The 16752-nt window shown below is 75.5% G+C and carries 13 protein-coding genes; 4 read left to right on the top strand and 9 right to left on the bottom strand.

Translation table 11 applies throughout. The annotated features are described in order from the left end of the window. Window positions 1-89: 89 nt before the first annotated feature. Window positions 90-1148: a two-component system sensor histidine kinase NtrB gene (locus AMOR_RS12005; protein ID WP_248361351.1), complete on the bottom strand. Its 1059-nt coding sequence runs from the start codon at window positions 1146-1148 to the stop codon at window positions 90-92. A gap of 76 nt (window positions 1149-1224) precedes the next feature. After that, window positions 1225-1563: a P-II family nitrogen regulator gene (locus tag AMOR_RS12000; RefSeq protein WP_248361349.1), complete on the bottom strand. Its 339-nt coding sequence runs from the start codon at window positions 1561-1563 to the stop codon at window positions 1225-1227. Between the two features lie 357 nt (window positions 1564-1920). Between AMOR_RS12000 and AMOR_RS11995 the strand changes: the two genes are divergently transcribed. Together AMOR_RS11995 and AMOR_RS11990 are read left to right on the top strand one after the other, a co-directional pair. Continuing rightward, complete coding sequence (locus tag AMOR_RS11995) at window positions 1921-3006, top strand: alpha/beta hydrolase (RefSeq protein WP_248361347.1); 1086 nt, start codon at window positions 1921-1923, stop codon at window positions 3004-3006. Window positions 3007-3015: 9 nt separating this feature from the next. Then, window positions 3016-4455: a sensor histidine kinase gene (locus tag AMOR_RS11990; RefSeq protein WP_248361345.1), complete on the top strand. Its 1440-nt coding sequence runs from the start codon at window positions 3016-3018 to the stop codon at window positions 4453-4455. A 188-nt stretch (window positions 4456-4643) separates the two neighbouring features. On the opposite strand, the gene AMOR_RS11985 is transcribed toward AMOR_RS11990, so the two are convergent. The 4 genes from AMOR_RS11985 to AMOR_RS11970 all read right to left on the bottom strand — a co-directional run bounded on the left by AMOR_RS11985 (window position 4644) and on the right by AMOR_RS11970 (window position 8921). Continuing rightward, window positions 4644-5162 (bottom strand): GDYXXLXY domain-containing protein, encoded by a 519-nt coding sequence (locus AMOR_RS11985; RefSeq protein ID WP_248361343.1) that lies wholly within the window; start codon window positions 5160-5162, stop codon window positions 4644-4646. After that, window positions 5162-6463, bottom strand: coding sequence for a DUF2157 domain-containing protein (locus tag AMOR_RS11980; protein ID WP_248361340.1), 1302 nt, complete (start codon window positions 6461-6463; stop codon window positions 5162-5164). The genes AMOR_RS11985 and AMOR_RS11980 overlap by 1 nt, the downstream gene beginning before the upstream one ends. Window positions 6464-7046: 583 nt before the next feature. Next, window positions 7047-7409: a cupin domain-containing protein gene (locus tag AMOR_RS11975; RefSeq protein ID WP_248361338.1), complete on the bottom strand. Its 363-nt coding sequence runs from the start codon at window positions 7407-7409 to the stop codon at window positions 7047-7049. A gap of 72 nt (window positions 7410-7481) precedes the next feature. Beyond that, window positions 7482-8921, bottom strand: coding sequence for a phospholipase D-like domain-containing protein (locus AMOR_RS11970; protein WP_248361337.1), 1440 nt, complete (start codon window positions 8919-8921; stop codon window positions 7482-7484). A gap of 243 nt (window positions 8922-9164) precedes the next feature. Here AMOR_RS11970 and AMOR_RS11965 point away from each other — a divergent pair, with 243 nt between their 5' ends. Next, window positions 9165-9392, top strand: a complete 228-nt coding sequence (locus AMOR_RS11965) for a hypothetical protein (RefSeq protein WP_248361335.1) — start codon at window positions 9165-9167, stop codon at window positions 9390-9392. A 13-nt stretch (window positions 9393-9405) separates the two neighbouring features. On the opposite strand, the gene ftsH is transcribed toward AMOR_RS11965, so the two are convergent. Continuing rightward, window positions 9406-11265, bottom strand: a complete 1860-nt coding sequence (ftsH, locus tag AMOR_RS11960) for an ATP-dependent zinc metalloprotease FtsH (protein WP_248361333.1) — start codon at window positions 11263-11265, stop codon at window positions 9406-9408. Between the two features lie 161 nt (window positions 11266-11426). Further along, window positions 11427-14480 carry a VIT domain-containing protein gene (locus AMOR_RS11955; protein WP_248361331.1) on the bottom strand — a complete coding sequence of 1018 codons (3054 nt, stop codon included), beginning with the start codon at window positions 14478-14480 and terminating at the stop codon, window positions 11427-11429. A gap of 434 nt (window positions 14481-14914) precedes the next feature. On the opposite strand from AMOR_RS11955, the gene AMOR_RS11950 reads away from it, so the two are divergent. Further along, window positions 14915-15535 (top strand): alpha/beta hydrolase, encoded by a 621-nt coding sequence (locus AMOR_RS11950; protein ID WP_248361329.1) that lies wholly within the window; start codon window positions 14915-14917, stop codon window positions 15533-15535. A 21-nt stretch (window positions 15536-15556) separates the two neighbouring features. Here AMOR_RS11950 and AMOR_RS11945 read toward each other — a convergent pair whose 3' ends face one another. After that, entirely contained in the window at window positions 15557-16354 is a 798-nt protein-coding gene (locus tag AMOR_RS11945) for a hypothetical protein (RefSeq protein ID WP_248361327.1), read from the bottom strand. Between the last annotated feature and the right edge of the window lie 398 nt (window positions 16355-16752).

The following is a 16752-nucleotide window of genomic DNA, read 5'->3' as shown; positions in this document are numbered from 1 at the left end:
AAGCAAGGACGGGGCCAGCGCGCGACCCGACCGGGTGCCATCGCCGGCGGCCGCGGTCCCGGTGCCGCGGTCGGGTGAGCCACGCCGAGCTACGAGACGTCCAGCGGGAGGTAGACGGTCGCCTCGGCGCCGCCCAGCGCGCGGTTCTTCACCTCGATGCGACCGCCGTGGGCCTCGACGATGCGCCTGCTGATGGCGAGGCCGAGCCCCGTGCCGTGCGGCTTCGAGGTCGCGAACGGGGTGAAGAGCCGCTGCAGCATCGGCTCCGGGATGCCGGGGCCGCTGTCGAGGACCGAGATGCGGGCGAGGGGCCTCGTCCGGCCGCTCGCGGACCGGAGCCGGAGGCTCGCCACGCCGGTCTCGAGGACGATGAGCGGCGAGGGCCGGCCGGCCACCGCGTCCACCGCGTTGCGGACGAGGTTCAGCATCACCTGCGTCAGCTTCTCGTCGTCGCCGTGCACGGGCGGCAGCGACGGGTCGTAGCGCTCGACGAAGTGGATGCCCTCGGCGGCGGACACGCCGCGGGCGAGCACGAGCACGTCGCCGAGGACGTTGTGGATGTTCACCGGCGCGGTCTGGAGCGCGGCCGGGCGGGCGAGGTCGAGGAGCTCGCGGACGAGCCCGTCCACGCGCTTCGCCTCGCGGGCGATGACGAGCGCGTACTCCTTCGCGGGACCCTCCGCCTCCCGGGCGAGCAGCTCCGCGGAGCCCTGGAGCCCGGCGAGGGGGTTCTTGATCTCGTGGGCGAGGCCTGCGGCGAGCGCCTCGAAGTCGAGGGTTCGCTCCGACGAGCGGCGGACGCGGAGCACGATGACGGCGCCCACGCAGACCGCTCCGTCGAGGAGCGGGTTCGCCTCGACGGAGATGGGGACGCCGGGGTCCTGCGGGCTCGGGTAGTCGAGCGACTGGCTCTCGTGAGAGACGCGCGCGCGCTCCGCCAGCGCTGCGAGCTGGGCGCCGCCGGGCAGCGCGCGAACGGGAAGGTCCACCGCCCGCTCGCGCGAGCGGCCGAACAGCTCCTCCGCGGGAGGGTTCAGGTGCAGCACTCCGCCGTCGGCGCCCACGATCACCACCGCGTCGGCGATGGAGTCGACGGCGGCCCGCGCGATGGCGGCGGCGAGCGGTGGAGCTTTTCCGGTCCGGGACACGTCGAGGGGTCCCGCGCCGCCCGGTCCCGCCCGCGAGGCGCGCGGCGAGGACGGGAGCCGGGCGGAGACTTCCGTGCTAGAGCGCCTCGTCCCCGCGCTCGCCGGTGCGGATGCGGATGACCTCCTCCACCGGGATGACGAAGATCTTCCCGTCGCCGATGCGGCCGGTCTTGGCGGCGCGCTCGATGACCTCGACCACGCGGCCGACCAGCGCGTCGGAGACGACCACCTCGACCTTCACCTTCGGGAGGAAGTCCACGACGTACTCGGCGCCGCGGTACAGCTCGGTGTGGCCCTTCTGACGGCCGAAGCCCTTCACCTCCGTGGCGGTGAGACCCGCGACGCCCACCTCGGAGAGAGCCTGCTTCACCTCGTCCAGCTTGAACGGCTTGATGATGGCCTCGACCTTCTTCACGGCGCACCTCGACGTTGGGAAATGTGAGTGTTGGACGCTACGCCCCACTGTCGCGAACGGTCAAGGATACCGCGACGCCACCCTCGACCCGATGCCCGGAACGTGTGCTGGGGATGCCCACGCTCCGCTCAGTGCTGCTGCTCCGGCTCTCCACCCTGCCCGCATGGCTCGGTGACGGATGCGCCCGAGGGTCACCACGGCCGCCGGTCGCCCGTTCCACAGGGAAGCAGGTTGCAACGGGCGGGCCACGGGGGCCTTCCGCGCGCGGACCCGTAGCCAACCGTTCCATGAGCGTAGCGCCCTGCCGCGCCTCGCGCGGCGCGGAGTCCAGGGCCGAGACCTCGGTACAATCCCACCGTGCAGCCGCTCCTCGCCGCGCTCGCCGCCGTCCTCGTCCTCGCGCTCCTCGCGGGACTCCACTATGCGTTCTGGACATGGCGCCTCCGCGCGCCCCCGATCGAGGACGGGATCGTCCACGCGCCGACGCGCGACGGATGGGTGCTCGCCCTCGGCCGGCGCCGGCCCCGTGGCGTCCCGCGCGCCCCCCCCGTGCTGCTCGTGCACGGCATCGCGATGAACCGGCAGACGTTCGAGTTCGGGCTCGTCCGCTGGGCGCTCGCGGACCACCTCGCCCGCGCGGGGTTCGACTGCTTCTCCCTCGACCACCGCGGCCACGGCGCCTCCCGCCGCGGCCCGGGCGCGTCGCGCCGCTGGAACCTCGACGACTACGTCCGGGAGGACATCCCGGCGGCCCTCGACGCGATCCGGCGCGAGACCGGGGCCGAGCGCGTGCTGTACGTGGGCCACAGCCAGGGCGGCATCATGGGGCTCGCCGCCTGCGCGCTGTACCCCGACCGGATCGCCGCGATCGCCGCCCTCGGCGCGCCCGCGCACTACGACGTGCAGGACCGGCTGAAGAAGCTCGTCGCGCTGCGCTTCACCTGGGTCGGCCGCTTCACCCGGCTCGCGGCGCGGATGCTCGCGCCGTTCGCGGGCTACTGGCACCCGGCCGTGTTCGATCTCGCGATCCAGCTCCGGAACGTCGAGCCGCGGGTCTTCCGGCGGCTCCTCGCGAACGGCCTCGAGAACCTGCAGCCCGGCGTCCTCTCGCAGTTCGCCGCCTTCATCCGCGAGGACAGCTTCCGCTCGATGGACGGCAAGCTCGACTACCGCGCGAGCCTCGAGCGGTGCCGGCAGCCCGCGCTCTTCCTCGCCGCGGAGAAGGATGGGCTCGCGCCGCCCTCGGTGGTCCAGGCCGCGTTCCGGCGCTGGGGCGGTCCGAAGGAGTACGCGATCGTCGGGCAGGGGTTCGGCCACGCCGATCTCCTCCTCGGCCGGAGCGCGCCGGAGACGGTCTACCCGCTCGTCGAGCGGTTCCTCCTCGCCCACTCGCGCGAGGTCGCCGGAGCGAGCGCGCCGCGCGCCGCCACGGATCCGAAGTAGCATCCCGGCGTGCGCCTCCGCTTCGCCCTCGCCGCCGCGCTCCCCGCGCTCGTCTCGCTCGCCGCCATGGCGCTCGTCGCCGACCGGCTCGCCCGCCGCGCGCTCGAGGACGAGCTCGCGGCCCGGCTCGTCGCCGCCGCGCAGGCGGCGGCCGCGACGCTCCCCGCGGACCGGATCGGCCGGCTCGCGCCGGGCGAGGAGCGGAGCCGCACGTACGGCAACGTCCGCACCCGCCTCGACGCGCTCGCCCGCGCCACCGACACGCGGCTCTACGTCGTCCGGCCGGACCGGACCGCGCTCGCGGACTCCGCCGGCCGGGCGCGCATCGGCGAGCCGATCGCCGCGCTCGAGAAGGACCGCTTCGAGGTCGCCCTCGCCGCGGGCGGGAAGGCCGTCGCGAGCCAGGTCCTCTTCGAGGGCTCGGACGGGCGGCTCTACAAGAGCGGCTACGCGCCGCTCCGGGACGCGTCGGGCGCGGTCGTCGCGGTGGTGGGCGCGGACGGGACCACCGCGTCCTTCGCCGCCTTCCGCCGCTTCCGTCGCCTCCTCGCAGGCTTCGCGATCGCCGGCGCCGCGGCCGGCGCCCTCGTCGCGGCGGGCGCCGCCCTCTCGGTCACCCGCCCGCTCACCCGCCTCACCGACGCCGCCCGGCGCATCGCGCGCGGAGACCTCGACACGCCGCTCTGGAAGCGCGCCCGCCGGGACGAGATCGGGACGCTCCGCGACACGCTCGAGGAGATGCGACGCGCGCTCCGCGCCCGGGACGAGGAGCGCGAGACGCTGCTCGCCGGGATCGCGCATGAGGTCCGCAACCCCCTCGGCGCCCTCGACCTCTTCGCCGGGCTCCTCGCCGAGGAGCTCGCGGAGAAGCCGGAGGCCGCGCACGTGGCGCGGATCCGGAGCGAGCTCGCCGCGCTCTCCAAGGTCGTGGAGGAGTTCCTCGACTACGCGCGGAGCCGGCCCGCGGTTCGCGAGGAGGTGGACCTCGCGCACCTCCTCGCCGAGGCGGCCGACCTCGCCGCGCCGGTCGCGGCGGAGCGGCACGTCTCGCTCTCGGTCGAGGGCGCGGGCGCGGTGCGCGGCGATCGCGAGCAGCTCCGGCGCGCCGTCCTGAACCTCGTCCGGAACGCGGTGGAGGCGGCGCCGGCGGCGACCGAGGTGGAGCTCGCGGCCGCGGTGCAGGGCGACGAGGTCGTGCTCGAGGTGCGCGACCGCGGCGCCGGGCTCCCGGAGAAGGCGCGCGCCAGCCTCTTCCGGCCGTTCTTCACCACGAAGGAGAAGGGCACCGGCCTCGGCCTCGCGCTCGCGAAGAAGGTCGCGGACGCGCACGGCGGAACGCTCGCGCTGCTCGAACGCGAGGGGGGCGGGACGGTGGCGCGGCTGGTCGTGCCGGCCGCCGGCGAGGGCGAGGAGGAAGCGGTGGAGGCGGCCGTCTCCCGCTCTCCATGACGGCAGCCGAAACGGCGGCGTTTCCCTCCGGTCGCCCCGAGCGGTAGCGGCGGCGTTTCCCTCCGGTCGCCCTGAGCGTAGCGGCGGCGTTTCCCTCCGGTCGCCCCGAGCGTAGCGGCGGCGTTTCCCTCCGGTCGCCCTGAGCGTAGCAGCCGCGAAGCGGCTGCGGAGTCGAAGGGCGTGCGCGGTCAGTCCTCGAGCACCAGCCCGCCGACCCGGAACCGCACCAGGGCGACGTTCCCGGCCCCGTCCACGCGGAGATCGACGAGCGCGACACCGCGGCTCGCGGCGAGGGCGGCGTCCACCTCCGCCCGCCGCGCCTCCGGGATGTAGAAGCGCTCCGCGTACAGGATGTCGGGGTGACCCCGGGTGAAGGTCGTCCGGATCGCCACGCGGTCCGGGCGCGCCGCGGGGCGATCGCGCACCACCGCGACGGCCCGCCAGGCCGGCTCCGCCCGCTCGAGCACGAGCCAGGCCGGCGCGTCGAGCTGGACGGCCCCGTCGACGAGGTCGGGCGGCGGCTCCTCGGCCTTGAACCGCAGGATCACGTAGTGACCGGAGAGCAGGTCGCGGGGATCGACCGGCAGCGTGTCGAGGGTGATCTCGGTCCCGCCGGTGCGGGCCCGCACCTGGCGGAGCGGGATCGCCGCGAGGATCGCGACCTGGATCGCGACGACCGCGAGGAGGCGCCCCTTCGTCGCGCGCATCACGCCACCTCCGCCCGCGCCCGGCGGCGCTCGAAGGCCGCGCCGGCGACGATCACGGCGACGCCGGCGGCGAGGAAGGCCGTCCCCTTCACCCAGAGCGGTAGCTCCTCCTCGAGGAACCGCGCGAGGAGCAGGAGGCCCGCGAGCCCCATGCCCTCCCAGAACGGCGCGCGGCGCCGCGTCGCCATCCCGCGCACGATCCGCCCGGCGGCGAGGAACGCGAGGGCGAGGTTCGCGACGAGCGCGGCCGCGCGGCCCGACTCGAGCGAGAGGCCGGCGGCGAACGCGACCGTCGTCGCGGCGAGGAGCATCGCCTCGCCCCGCGCGAGCGGCTCCACGTCGTCGCGCCGGAGCCCGATGAGCAGGGCCGCGGCCGCGATCGCGAGGGCGGGCGCGGCGGCGACGACGAGGATGGCCGGGACGTGTCCGCCGAAGCGCATCCAACGCGCGGCGTCGGTGAACGAGAGGGTGAACGCCGCGGCGGCGAAGGCGATCCGGCCGAGCACGCGCGCGGCGCCGCCGAGCCGTGCGGCGGTGTCGCTCCGCGCTCCGAGGGGCGCCAGCGCGAGCGGCGCCGCCGCGAAGGCCGCGCCGAGACAGGCGACGAGGAGGGCGCCGCCGCGATCCGCGTGCGCCCCGTCGAGGGCGCCGACGAGGGTCGCGGCGAGCCCGATCCCGGTGAGCACGACGAGCGTTCGCGAGCGGGCGCGCCAGGCGAGCACGAGGAAGATCGCCGCGACGGCCCAGGCGCCGGCGACCGCGGGCGCCGGGTGATCGTGGCCGATGCCCGGCCCGGCGGCGGAGAGCGCCAGCACCGAGGCGAGGAGCAGGTGCGGCACGCTCTCGTACAGCAGGCCGGCCGCGAGCGCGCCGGCGGCGAAGGCGGCGAAGCCGCCCCACCAGACGCCGCTCACGTGGAAGATCTGCGCGACGAGCCCGACGTTCGCGCCGAACACGAGCGTGCCGAGGAAGGCGATCGCGTGGCCAAGACGTGGCGCGCGCGCGTGCAGGGCGACGCCGCCCGCGTGGAGCGCGATCATCGCGCTGCCGATGACGGCCAGCTTCACCGCCGGCGTCATCCCCTCCCAGTGCCAGGCGACGAGCGAGACGATGCCCGCGCCGGCGAGGAGCGCGCCGAGGACGTACACGGCGAGGAACCCGGGGAGGCCGGACTCCGGCTCGGCGAGCCGGTACCGCGCGTGGATCGCCGCGGCGGCGTCGGGCGAGACGAGCCCCTCGTCGCGCCAGCGCGGCAGCTCCTGCCTGAGCCCGTCGCGGAACCCGCGAGAGAGCGCGTCCATTGGAGACCCTCCTGGCGCGCGAGCCTACCACCGGAGGGGGGAGGCTGCGGCGCGCGGGGTGAGACGGTTCGACGCAGAGGGTCGGGGTCGCGGTTGAAGAGGGTCGGGGTCCAGGTCCAGGTCGCGGTCGCGGTCCAGATCCAGGTCGCGGTCGAGGGCGAGGGCGAGGGCGAGGTCACGGTCGGGAGCAGATCCAGATCCAGATCGAGGTGGAGGTCCGAGGTCGAGGTCGAGGTTGCACGCCGCGGTTGCAGGTCGCGGTCGGTGAGGGGATCAAGAGGATTCCTCCCTCTCCCCCCGCGAAGCGAAGCGTAGCGGGGGGAGAGGGCCGGGGTGAGGGGGGCCGCTCGCGTCGCCCGGGGCAGGGGCCACGGGCCACGGGAGGCGGGTCACGGGCACGGAGAAGCCGGGCACGTTTACGGGCACGGGCACGGGAGAGGCTCGGGTTCATCCACAACCCCCCGTTCGCCCTGAGCGTGGCGGCCGCTCCGCGGCCGCGGAGTCGAAGGCCCGCCGATGCGGATCTGACGGAATCAGCTCGTGGTGAGCTTGTCGAACCACGAACGGTTCGACGCCTCCGGCTTCAAGAATCCCGATGCACGCTCTCCGGCGAGAACGCCGGCAGGCACACCGCGACGTACTCCGCCCCCTCCGCCTCCGGCGTCGAGTAGCGGACCCACTCGCCGGCCCGCGCGATCACCGCCTGCCCCGCCCGGACGTCCACGCTCCCGTCCCGGCTCGCGACGCGGAGCACGCCCCGCAGCACGACGGTGTACTCGTCGAACGCGGGCGTCTGCCCCGGCTCCACCCAGCCGCCCGGGCTCACCATCCGCGCGACGCTCACGGCGGCGGTGCCGCTGTTCACGCGCCCCACGTACTCCTCGATCCGCTTCGGCTTGTTCCCCGCCGCGGCGACGACGGTCGGCTTCTCGATGAGGGTCGGCATGCGCGGGGCTTAACCCGCGTGGCGGCGCGGCGCTCGTATGCGGGTTCCCGCTCCGAGTGCTCGCGGACCGCCTCAAAGATACGGCGAGAACAGCCGCGCCACCCCGTCCCTGAGCCGCAGCGCCAGCGCCCGGCGGTCCACCTCCTCGAGCGTCACCTGCTTCGCGACCGCGAGCCGCGCGTCCACGAGCGCGTCGACGCGCGTGGCGAGATCGGGATCGTACGCCTCCACGTCGAACTCGAAGTTGAGGCGGAGGCTCCGCGGATCCCAGTTCGCGGACCCGAGGAGCGACCAGGCGCCGTCCACGGTCATCGCCTTCGTGTGGTCGAACGGGGGCGGTGTGAACCAGACGCGGCAGCCGCGCTCGAGCACCTGCCAGAGCTGGGCGGTCTGCGCCCAGTGCACGACCGGCAGGTTCGAGCGCGCGGGCAGGACCACGTCGACCTCGACCCCGCGGAGCGCCGCCACGTTGAGCGCCGTGACGAGCGTCGCGTCCGGGAGGAAGTACGGCGTCACGATCCGGACCCGCGAGCGGGCGGCGGCGAGCGCGCCGAGCAGGAGCCAGCGGATCGTCTCGAAGTCCTCGTCCGGGCCGTCGGGCACGCCGCGGGCGATGACCGGCCCGGCGGCGGGGAGCGGCGGGAAGAACGTGTTCCCCTCGAGCGGCTCGCCGGCGGTGAAGAGCCAGTCCTCGGCGAAGGCGGACTGGAGGTGCGCCACGACCGGCCCCTCGAGCCGCGCCTGCATGTCGACGTACGGCGCGGGCCGTCCGAGCCCGGGCAGGAAGTCGTCGCGGACGTTCATGCCCCCGGTGAAGCCGATCCGGCCGTCCACGACGAGGAGCTTGCGGTGGTTGCGGAGGTTGACGAACGGGAGCCACGCCGGCGTAAGCCGCGGAAGGAACAGCTCCGTCCGGATGCCGCGCTTGCGGAGCCTCCGGTGGATCGGGGGCCAGCGGTAGCGGACGCCGATGGCGTCGATGAGGACGCGGACGTGCACGCCGCGCTCGCGTGCCCGCGCGAGCGCCTCGACGAACGCGTCGCCGGCGAGGCCCGGGTCGAAGATGTACGTGCAGAAGGTGACCGACAGCTCGGCGGCGTCGATGGCCGCGAGCATCGCCGGGTAGACCTGCGCGCCGCCCTCGAGGAGCTCCACCGAGTTCCCCGCGACGAGCGGGCGGCGGACGATGGCGTCCGCGAGCTGCACGAGCGGGCGGAGGTGCTCGGCGGCAGGCGGGAGCCGCGCCGGGGGCGGCAGGTCCTCCGGTCGCGCGCGCACGTCCGGGAGCCGGAGCGCCTGGGCGCGCCGCCGGATCCGGTTCACGCCGAACACGAGGTACGCGGCCGCGCCGATCGCCGGCGCGAACCAGATGATCGCGACCCAGCCCAGGGCCGCCCGGACGTCCCGCTTGTGCAGGACGGCGTGCGCCGACGCGGCGAGGGCCACGCCGAGCGCGAGCAGGCCCGCGACGAGCGTCCAGAGATCGTGGAGCACCGCTCGCCATCGAACCATCGGGCGAGCGGTACGTCGAGGGGGAAGCGGGCCCGGGCGGGTCGGTCGTGGTCGCGGCTGGAGGCTCGCGCGCCGAGGCGCGTCCGCCGCGATCCCAACGCCGTCGTGCGACCCCGGGCGCGTGGCGACGCGCGCGCGACAACGGGCGCGGCCTTCACCCGGACGCGCTGCGCTAGCTTCGTGCTCGCCGCAGGGGACGTGCGCGGGCGAGGTTCAGGCGCATGTCCCCGGGGGTCCGGGGGCATGGCTTACACGGTCTTCGTGCTGGAGGTGGAGTCTGGCCGGGAGCACGCGCTTCCGGCCGACGCGGTCACCGTCGACGAGCCGGTGCGCGAGGGATGCGGCCCGCTCGTTCCGCTCGGGTTCCGCTCGCGCGACGACGTGTTCTACGTCCGGCACGAGCGGTGGCCGGAGCTCGAGGGCCGGGCGCTGCGGGTGAGAGAGCTCGCCCGGACGTCGCCGCGGCCGTGAGGGCGCGGCTCCCCTACCTCGCCGCCGGCACCGCCGCGGCGACCCTCGGCCCCTCCGCCCGGACCTTCCCGAGCACCGCCTCGAGCTCCGCGCCCGCCAGGGTCTCCTTCGCGAGCAGCACCCGGGCGCTCTCGTCGAGGAGGTTCCGGTTCGCGGTCAGGATCCCGCGCGCCCGCTGGAAGGCGTTCTCCACGAGCTCCCGGACCGCCACGTCGATCTCTCTCGCGGTCTCCTCGGCGTAGAGGCGGCGCGTCCCGCCCGGCAGTCCGAGGAAGCCGTTCGGCTCGGTCTCGTACGTGACCGGGCCGAGGCGGCCGCCCATGCCGTAGCGCGTGACCATGCTCCGGGCGATCTCGGTGGCCTTCGAGAGGTCGTCGGCGGCGCCGGTCGACAGGTGGCCGAAGACGAGGTGCTCCGCGGCGCGCCCGCCCAGGAGGACCGCCATCTTGTTCTCGAGCTCCTCGCGCGTCATGAGGTAGCGGTCCTCGGTCGGGCGCTGGATGGTGTAGCCGAGCGCGCCGATGCCGCGGGGGATGATCGAGATCTTGTGCACCGCGTCGGCGCCGGGGAGCGCCGCGGAGACGAGGGCGTGCCCCATCTCGTGGTGCGCGACGACCTCCCGCTCCTTCGGGTTCAGGAGCCGGTTCTTCTTCTCGAGCCCGGCGACGATGCGCTCGATGGCGAGGTTGAAGTCCTGCATCGAGATCTTCTCGGCGGACCGCCGGGTCGCGACCAGGGCCGCCTCGTTCACCAGGTTCGCGAGGTCGGCGCCGGTGAAGCCGGGCGTGAGCGCCGCCACCTCCTCGAGCTTCACCGACTCGTCGAGGAGCACCGTCTTCGTGTGCACCTGCAGGATCTCGCGGCGGCCGATGCGGTCGGGTCGATCGACGAGCACCTGCCGGTCGAAGCGGCCGGCGCGGAGCAGCGCTGGGTCGAGGACCTCGGGCCGGTTGGTGGCGCCGAGGAGCACGATGCCGGCGGTCGGGTCGAACCCGTCGAGCTCGACGAGGAGCTGGTTCAGCGTCTGCTCCTTCTCGTCGTGGCCGCCGCCGAACACGCCGGCCGCGGCGCGGGCGCGCCCAAGCGCATCGAGCTCGTCGATGAAGATTATCGCCGGCGCCTTGGCCCGGGCCTGCTCGAAGAGGTCGCGGACGCGCGCGGCGCCGACGCCGACGAACATCTCGACGAACTCCGAGCCGCTGATCGAGAAGAACGGGACGCTGGCCTCGCCGGCGACGGCCTTCGCGAGCAGCGTCTTGCCGGTGCCGGGCGGGCCCACGAGGAGCACGCCCTTGGGCATGCGCGCGCCGAGCCGGCCGTAGCCCTTGGGGTCCTTCAGGAACGAGACGATCTCCTTCAGCTCCTCCTTGGCCTCGTCCACGCCGGCGACGTCCGCGAAGGTCACCTTGGTGTCGGTCTCCACGTAGACCTTCGCCTTCGACTTGCCGATCGCCATGAGCCCCCCGGCGCCCGGCCCGCCGAGCTGCTTCGCCATCCGTCTGCCGAGGAACATCCAGACCCCGAGGAAGAGCGCGATGGGGAGGACCCAGGACAGGACGAGCGGGACGATCTCGTTCTCGAAGCGGCCGGCGTAGGTGACGCCGTGCGCGTCGAGCTCCTTCGCCATCTCGGGATCGACGCGGACCGTGACGAAGCGGGTCTTCCCGTTCAGCGCCTCCTTGAGGTCGCCGGAGACCTGGTCCTGCGAGACCACCACCTTCGCGACCTTGTTCTCGCGGACGAGCTTCTGGAACTCCGAGTAGGGGAGCGTCGCGACCGCCTGCGAGCGGACCCACCAGTCCTGGAGGAGGAGCACGCCGAAGGCGGCGAGGAGCACGTAGGCGAGGTTGAATCCGGCGGTCTTCCTGTTCATGGAGCACCCGTGCGGCCGGGCAGACCGGCCGCGCAGATGATCCGTAACCACGGCCCGGGCGAACACAAATACGAATTCGCGCAGGATCCGTGAAGAAAAGTGAAGGGACGCCGCACCCCGCGCCGGTGACCCGGCCGCGGGAGCGCGGCGAGCGACCGCTCTCAGCGCTCGAGGACGCCGAGGTCCACGAACGCGCGGTCCTGCATCACCACGAACGGCCGCTCCTCGAAGCGCAGGTTGCCGCGGCCGTCGTGCCGCACGATCTCGAGCTTCCCCATGCCGTAGCCCATCGGGCCCCGTGCGTAGTAGTGCGCGCCGAGCTGGTAAGGGAAGCCGGCCGGCGTCCCGCGGATCGTGAAGCACTCCGGGCCGTACCCGGTGGTCACGTCCGCGTACAGGCGGCCGCCGGAGGCGAGCTCGGGGTTGCCATAGAACGCGCGGGCGCCCGCGCCGTCCACCACGTGGAAGTCCACGTCGTTCGCGTCCGTCTCCCAGGTGAGCACGAACCGGAGCGACGGGCCGTCCTCGCGCGTCCCGCCGGCGGCCGCGAGCCGGGCGGCGATGCCGGCGGCGCGCTTCGGCTCGGCGCGCGACCAGGCCGCCGCGACGAGGCCGAGGTCCTCGGCGAGGATCTGGTGCGCGCCGGCGAACCGGCCCTCCGGGTACTCGCGGGCGAGCCCCGTCGCGAGAGCGTCGAAGGCGCCCGCGAGGTCGCCTGCGCGGAGGAGCGCGAAGCCGAGGAGGCGGTGGCTCGCGGGGTGATCGGGGCGCTGCGCCGCGGCCTTCCGGTAGGTGTCGACCGCCAGGGCGCCGGCGATCGTCATGGGCAGCCGCTCGAGCCGCTCTCCCGCGAAGCGGCGGAGGTCGGCGCGGTTCGGGAAGAGATCGATGAGGGAGCCGTAGGCCCGGGCGGCGCGGCGGAGCTCTCCGGCGCGCTCGCACGCCTCGCCGAGGGCGACCAGGGCGAGGACGTCTCCCGGAGAGGATGCGACCCAGTCCTCCGCCGCCTTCCGTGCGGGGGCGGAGAGGTTCTTCTGCAGGAGCGACATCACCTGTGCGAAGCGGCCGGTGTACGGCGCCACGCCTCCGGCGAACGGACCCGGGTCGGGGTCGCCCGCGATCTCGAGCGCGGCGTCGTTGCGGCGCGCCGACGGCGCGGTCCGGAGCGCGGGCGCCGGCGCGGCGACCGGCGGCGCTCCAGGGGCGAGCGCGCCGGGGCGCGGGAGGGGCTCCGCCGCGACCGCGGGAGCGGCTTCCTTCGCCTCCTCGACCCGGTACGCTTCGTCGCGGGTCGGAGCCGCGCTCGTCATCCGCTCCGCGCTCCGCGGTGCCGCCGCGCTCGCCACGGTGGCTCCCGCACCGGCGGCGGAGGGCGCGGCGACCGGGACCGCGCGGGGATCGGCGCGCAGGTCCGGCGCCGCGTCTCGCTCCACGGCGGCGGCGCCGCGATGCTTCCCCGCGAGCTGGAGCGGGCCCGCGACCGTCCGCCGGTCGAGGAGCGCGAGCCCGCGGTCGCCCACCACGAGCACGTCCGCGAGCGCCCTGCGATCGATCCCGGCGCGCGCGTAGTCGGCCTCCGTCTCGAGCACGAGGAGCGCGGTGAACGGGGACAGCACACGCGCGCCGACCGAGACGTCCACGATGCTCCGGCGGAGCGCCTCCCGCTCCGCGCGCGCCGTCTCGGGCAGCCGGTCGCGGGTGCCGAGCATCGCGGCGATGCGCGCGCGAGCGCTCGCGCGGCCGACGAGCGGCCGCTCCGGCGGGGCGACCTCGACGACGGCGGGGGTGAAGGTGCGGCCGCCGACCGTGAGCCGGACCGGCAGATGCTCCGGGATCGACGCGTACACGAGCACGTCCTCTCCGGCCTGGACGCCGTCGAGGCGTCCGGGCCACACCCAGCGCGCGCCCTCCGCGGCGACCGCGAGGCCGGAGCGGGTCGCCCGCCCGAGGCGGTCGAGCACCTCGGCGGCCGGGGCGGTCCCGTCGATGACCGCGCCGTCGCGGGCCAGGCCGGCGGTGACGATCCGCGCGAGCGAGGCCTCGTCGCGGATCCCGCCCACCGCGACGGCGTCAATCCGCTCCGCGCCGACGTCCCGGAGGGCGAGCGCCGCCCGGGCGAGGGCGACGCCGTCCTCGGGACCCGCGGTGACGACGCCGTCCGTCACGAGCACGACCCGCGTGTACCGCCCCGGCGCGCGGGCGAGCCAGGTGCGCGCGGACCGGAGCGCGCCGGCGAGATCCGAGGCGCCGAGTGCGCCCCGGGCGCGGAGGGACGCGATCCGCTCCGGCGCGAGCCCCGCGACGCGGCCGTCGTGGACGAGCTCGGCGTCCTGGTCGAAGACGGCGAGCGCGAAGGGTGCGTCCGGTCCGGCCGCCGCGCCGAGGCCGCGGGCGAGCCCGGACACGAGGTCGAGCGACGCGCCGAGGCCGAGGGCCCTCGACGCGCTCGTGTCGACGAGGACGACCAGGTTCCGGACCGGGTCCGCCTCCGCCGCGTCGACGGGCCGGACCCGCACGACCGCGAGGTCGCCGGCGCGGAGCCCCGCGACGCGGCGCGCGGGGCGGAGCGCGAGATCGCCGGTCGGCGCGAAGGCGGTCTCGTGCCGCTCGAGCACGCGCGGCGCTCCGGAGGTCTCGTCGATCACCCGGACGTCGAGCCGCCCGAGCCGCGGGAGCCCCGCGAGCGGCAGCACGAACGGCGACCCGGCGCCGGCGAGCTCCTGCGACCAGGAGACGACGAGCTCCTTCGTCCCGCGCGCCGGGATCGGGAACACCCGCGCGGAGAAGGCGTTCCCGGGCGCCTGCTCGAGCAGCGCCGGATCCTGCCGCCGGTGGAGGAAGTCCTCGTAGGCGCGCCGCGCCGCCTGCAGCTCCACCACCTCGCCCTCCTGCCACGCCGCCCCCGTCCACATCGCGAACCGGGAGAGGCTCGCGCCGCGCGGGAGCGTGATCCGGAACTGTCCCTCGAGCACCCGGTCCTCCGGGTTGCGGAAGGTGAGGTGCAGCTCGGTGAACGCGAGCGGGTCGTTCACGACGGCGCGCGCGTCGACCGCCTCGAGGACGAGGCCGGTGCCGTCGGACGCGGTGAGCGCGAGGGGCGCGTCGGCCTTCGCGGCCGGGAGCTGGATGAGGGCGTCGCCGACCGGCGCCCGAGAGCCCGGGTCCGAGAGCTCCCCCCGCGCACCATCGCCGACCGCCGCGCGCGAGCCCGCCACCGCTGGATCCCCCCTCTCCCCCCGCGCGCCATCGCCGACCGCCGCGCGCGAGCCCGCCACCGCCGGATCCTCCCTCTCCCCCCGCGCACCATCGCCGACCGATGCGCGAGCGCCTGCCTCCGCCGGATCCTCCCTCTCCCCCCGCGCGCCGTCGGTTCCCGCGTCGCTCGTGCGCGGGGGGAGAGGGCCGGGGTGAGGGGGGCTCACGACAGCGCGCGACGGATCGGCCACGGCGATCCGCGCGCCGATCACGACCGGCACGGCGACGACGGCGGCGACGAGGAGCAACGACGAGAGCGGTGCGCGCACGGGACACCTCGGCGAGAGGGAGGGGCGGCGAGAGGCCGCCCGCCGATGACGAACGCGCCACCCCGGAAAAGGATCTGTTGCCCCGCCCGTTGCCGTTTCCGCGCCCCGCGCCTAAGAACCTCCGCGTGAACGTCGCCCACGTGTTCCGTCCGCCCCGCGCCCCCACGCCTCGCCCGCCGCTGCTGGTCCTGCTCCACGGGATCGGCGCCGACGAGCTCGATCCGCGCCTCGCGGTCGCGTCGCTGCGGGCGCCGTACGAGGCCGAGCCGATGGGCCACGCCTGGTACGCGGTGGACTGGCGGACGACGCCGCCGACCGGAGACTTCGAGCAGGCGGAGGAGAGCCGCGCCGCGCTCGTCGCGCTCCTCCCCGCGCTCGCCCGGGAGCACGGCACGGATCCCGCGCGCACCTTCCTCCTCGGCTTCAGCCAGGGCGCGATCCTGTCGCTCGCCGTCGCCCTGACCGCTCCCGGCCTCGTTCGCGGGATCGTCCTCCACTCGGGCCGCGTGCTGCCCGGCCTCGCGGCCCGCGTCCCGCCCGCCGCGGCGCTCGCGGGCCTCGATGCGCTCGTGCTCCACGGCACGCAGGACGACGTGATCCCCGTCCGGCGCGGCCGGGAGATCCGCGACCTGCTCGGGCCGCTCCTCGGCGCGCGCCTCGAGTACCGGGAGCACGACGCCGGCCACGGGGTGACCGCGGCGACGCTCGCGGACGTCCGGCGCTGGCTCGCGGCGCGGCTCGGGTGAGGCGCCCTCCGGCGGCGTGCGTCACCCCTGCTTCGGGGGCCGGAACGCCTCGTTCGAGAGGAGCGTCCGGAGCTCCTCCCGGATCGGGGCCGGCACCGACCCGTCCTCGCGCCAGAGCCGGACGTAGTCCTCCGCCAGCACGTGCGTCGCGTAGAAGGACGCGAGGGACCAGCCTGCCGTCGCGTACAGCACGCCGCGCGCGAGTGGATCGGCCGCCTCCTTCCGCCCCGGCGTCGCCTGCGCCGTCCGCAACGCGGAGTAGTCGTCGCGGTAGCGGAGCAGGTCGACGATGGCGCGGATGGGCTCGGGGCGGCCGGTCGCCATGAACCACGCCCAGGCGAGGTCCATCCGGGCCGTGGTCTCGTCGAGGCGGGCCGCGGTCGCCTCGAGGGCGAGCGGGTCGGGGCGGATCGAGAGCGCCTCGGCGCGGGTCGTCCACTCCGGCCCGAGCGTCGCCGCGAGCGCCCTCGCGTCGAGGCCCGCCCAGCGCAGGGCGACGACGCCCATCGCGCGGGTCGGCTCGTCAGCGTCGCGCAGGCCGGCGGCGAACGTCGGCGCTGCGGCGGGCGCGGCCGCGAGGGCATACGCCGGGAACCCGGCGCGGATGTACGGGTGCGCCGCCCAGGCCGCGCTCTTGCGCAGCAGGGCGGCGAGGTGCTGCGGCTCCGGGCGGAGCGCGTACTGGTTCAGCCACAACTGGGCGGTCCGATCGTCGGTGAACGGCGTCGCGGCGGCCGCGTCCGCCCAGGGCTCGAGCGTCGCCGTCGCGGGCAGGATCGTCGCGGGACTCCCGTCCTCGAGGATCGCTTTGCCCTCCACCGTCACGGGCGGTCGGCGCCGTCACCTCCGGCGCGATCCAGTCCGGGAGCATCACCGCGATCCCCATCGACGCCGCGAGCGCCGACGCCGGCCTGGCGTGCTCGCCGGGAACCCTGACCCACTGGCCGGCGACGCTTCGCATCGTCCGCGGCACGATCCACCGGACCACCGCGGGCCGCACGGTGCCGAGGTCGACCACCTGCGCGCCGCACCGGATGCGGAGGGCGAACCGGAGGCCGAGGAGGTAGTCGCGGGCGTCGTCCCCGGTCGCGCGCACCGTGATCGCGATGCGCTGGCCGGGCACGAGCGCGCTCCGGTCGATCGGCGCGGACACCATCGCGCCGAGGTGCGGCCACGCGGTCCGGATCGGCTCGTCCGCGACGAGGTGGATGCTCGCG

Source organism: Anaeromyxobacter oryzae (assembly GCF_023169945.1).
In the GTDB taxonomy this organism is placed as follows: Bacteria; Myxococcota; Myxococcia; order Myxococcales; family Anaeromyxobacteraceae; genus Anaeromyxobacter; species Anaeromyxobacter oryzae.
This window is presented reverse-complemented; position numbering and strand designations above follow the sequence as displayed.

Coding starts and splice junctions, on each gene's coding strand:
- AMOR_RS11985 (WP_248361343.1), bottom strand. CDS start 5,162: ATGCGCGCGACGAAGGGGCGCCTCCTCGCGGTCGTCGCGATCCAGGTC.
- AMOR_RS11980 (WP_248361340.1), bottom strand. CDS start 6,463: ATGGACGCGCTCTCTCGCGGGTTCCGCGACGGGCTCAGGCAGGAGCTG.
- AMOR_RS11975 (WP_248361338.1), bottom strand. CDS start 7,409: ATGCCGACCCTCATCGAGAAGCCGACCGTCGTCGCCGCGGCGGGGAAC.
- AMOR_RS11970 (WP_248361337.1), bottom strand. CDS start 8,921: ATGGTTCGATGGCGAGCGGTGCTCCACGATCTCTGGACGCTCGTCGCG.
- AMOR_RS11965 (WP_248361335.1), top strand. CDS start 9,165: ATGGCTTACACGGTCTTCGTGCTGGAGGTGGAGTCTGGCCGGGAGCAC.
- ftsH (WP_248361333.1), bottom strand. CDS start 11,265: ATGAACAGGAAGACCGCCGGATTCAACCTCGCCTACGTGCTCCTCGCC.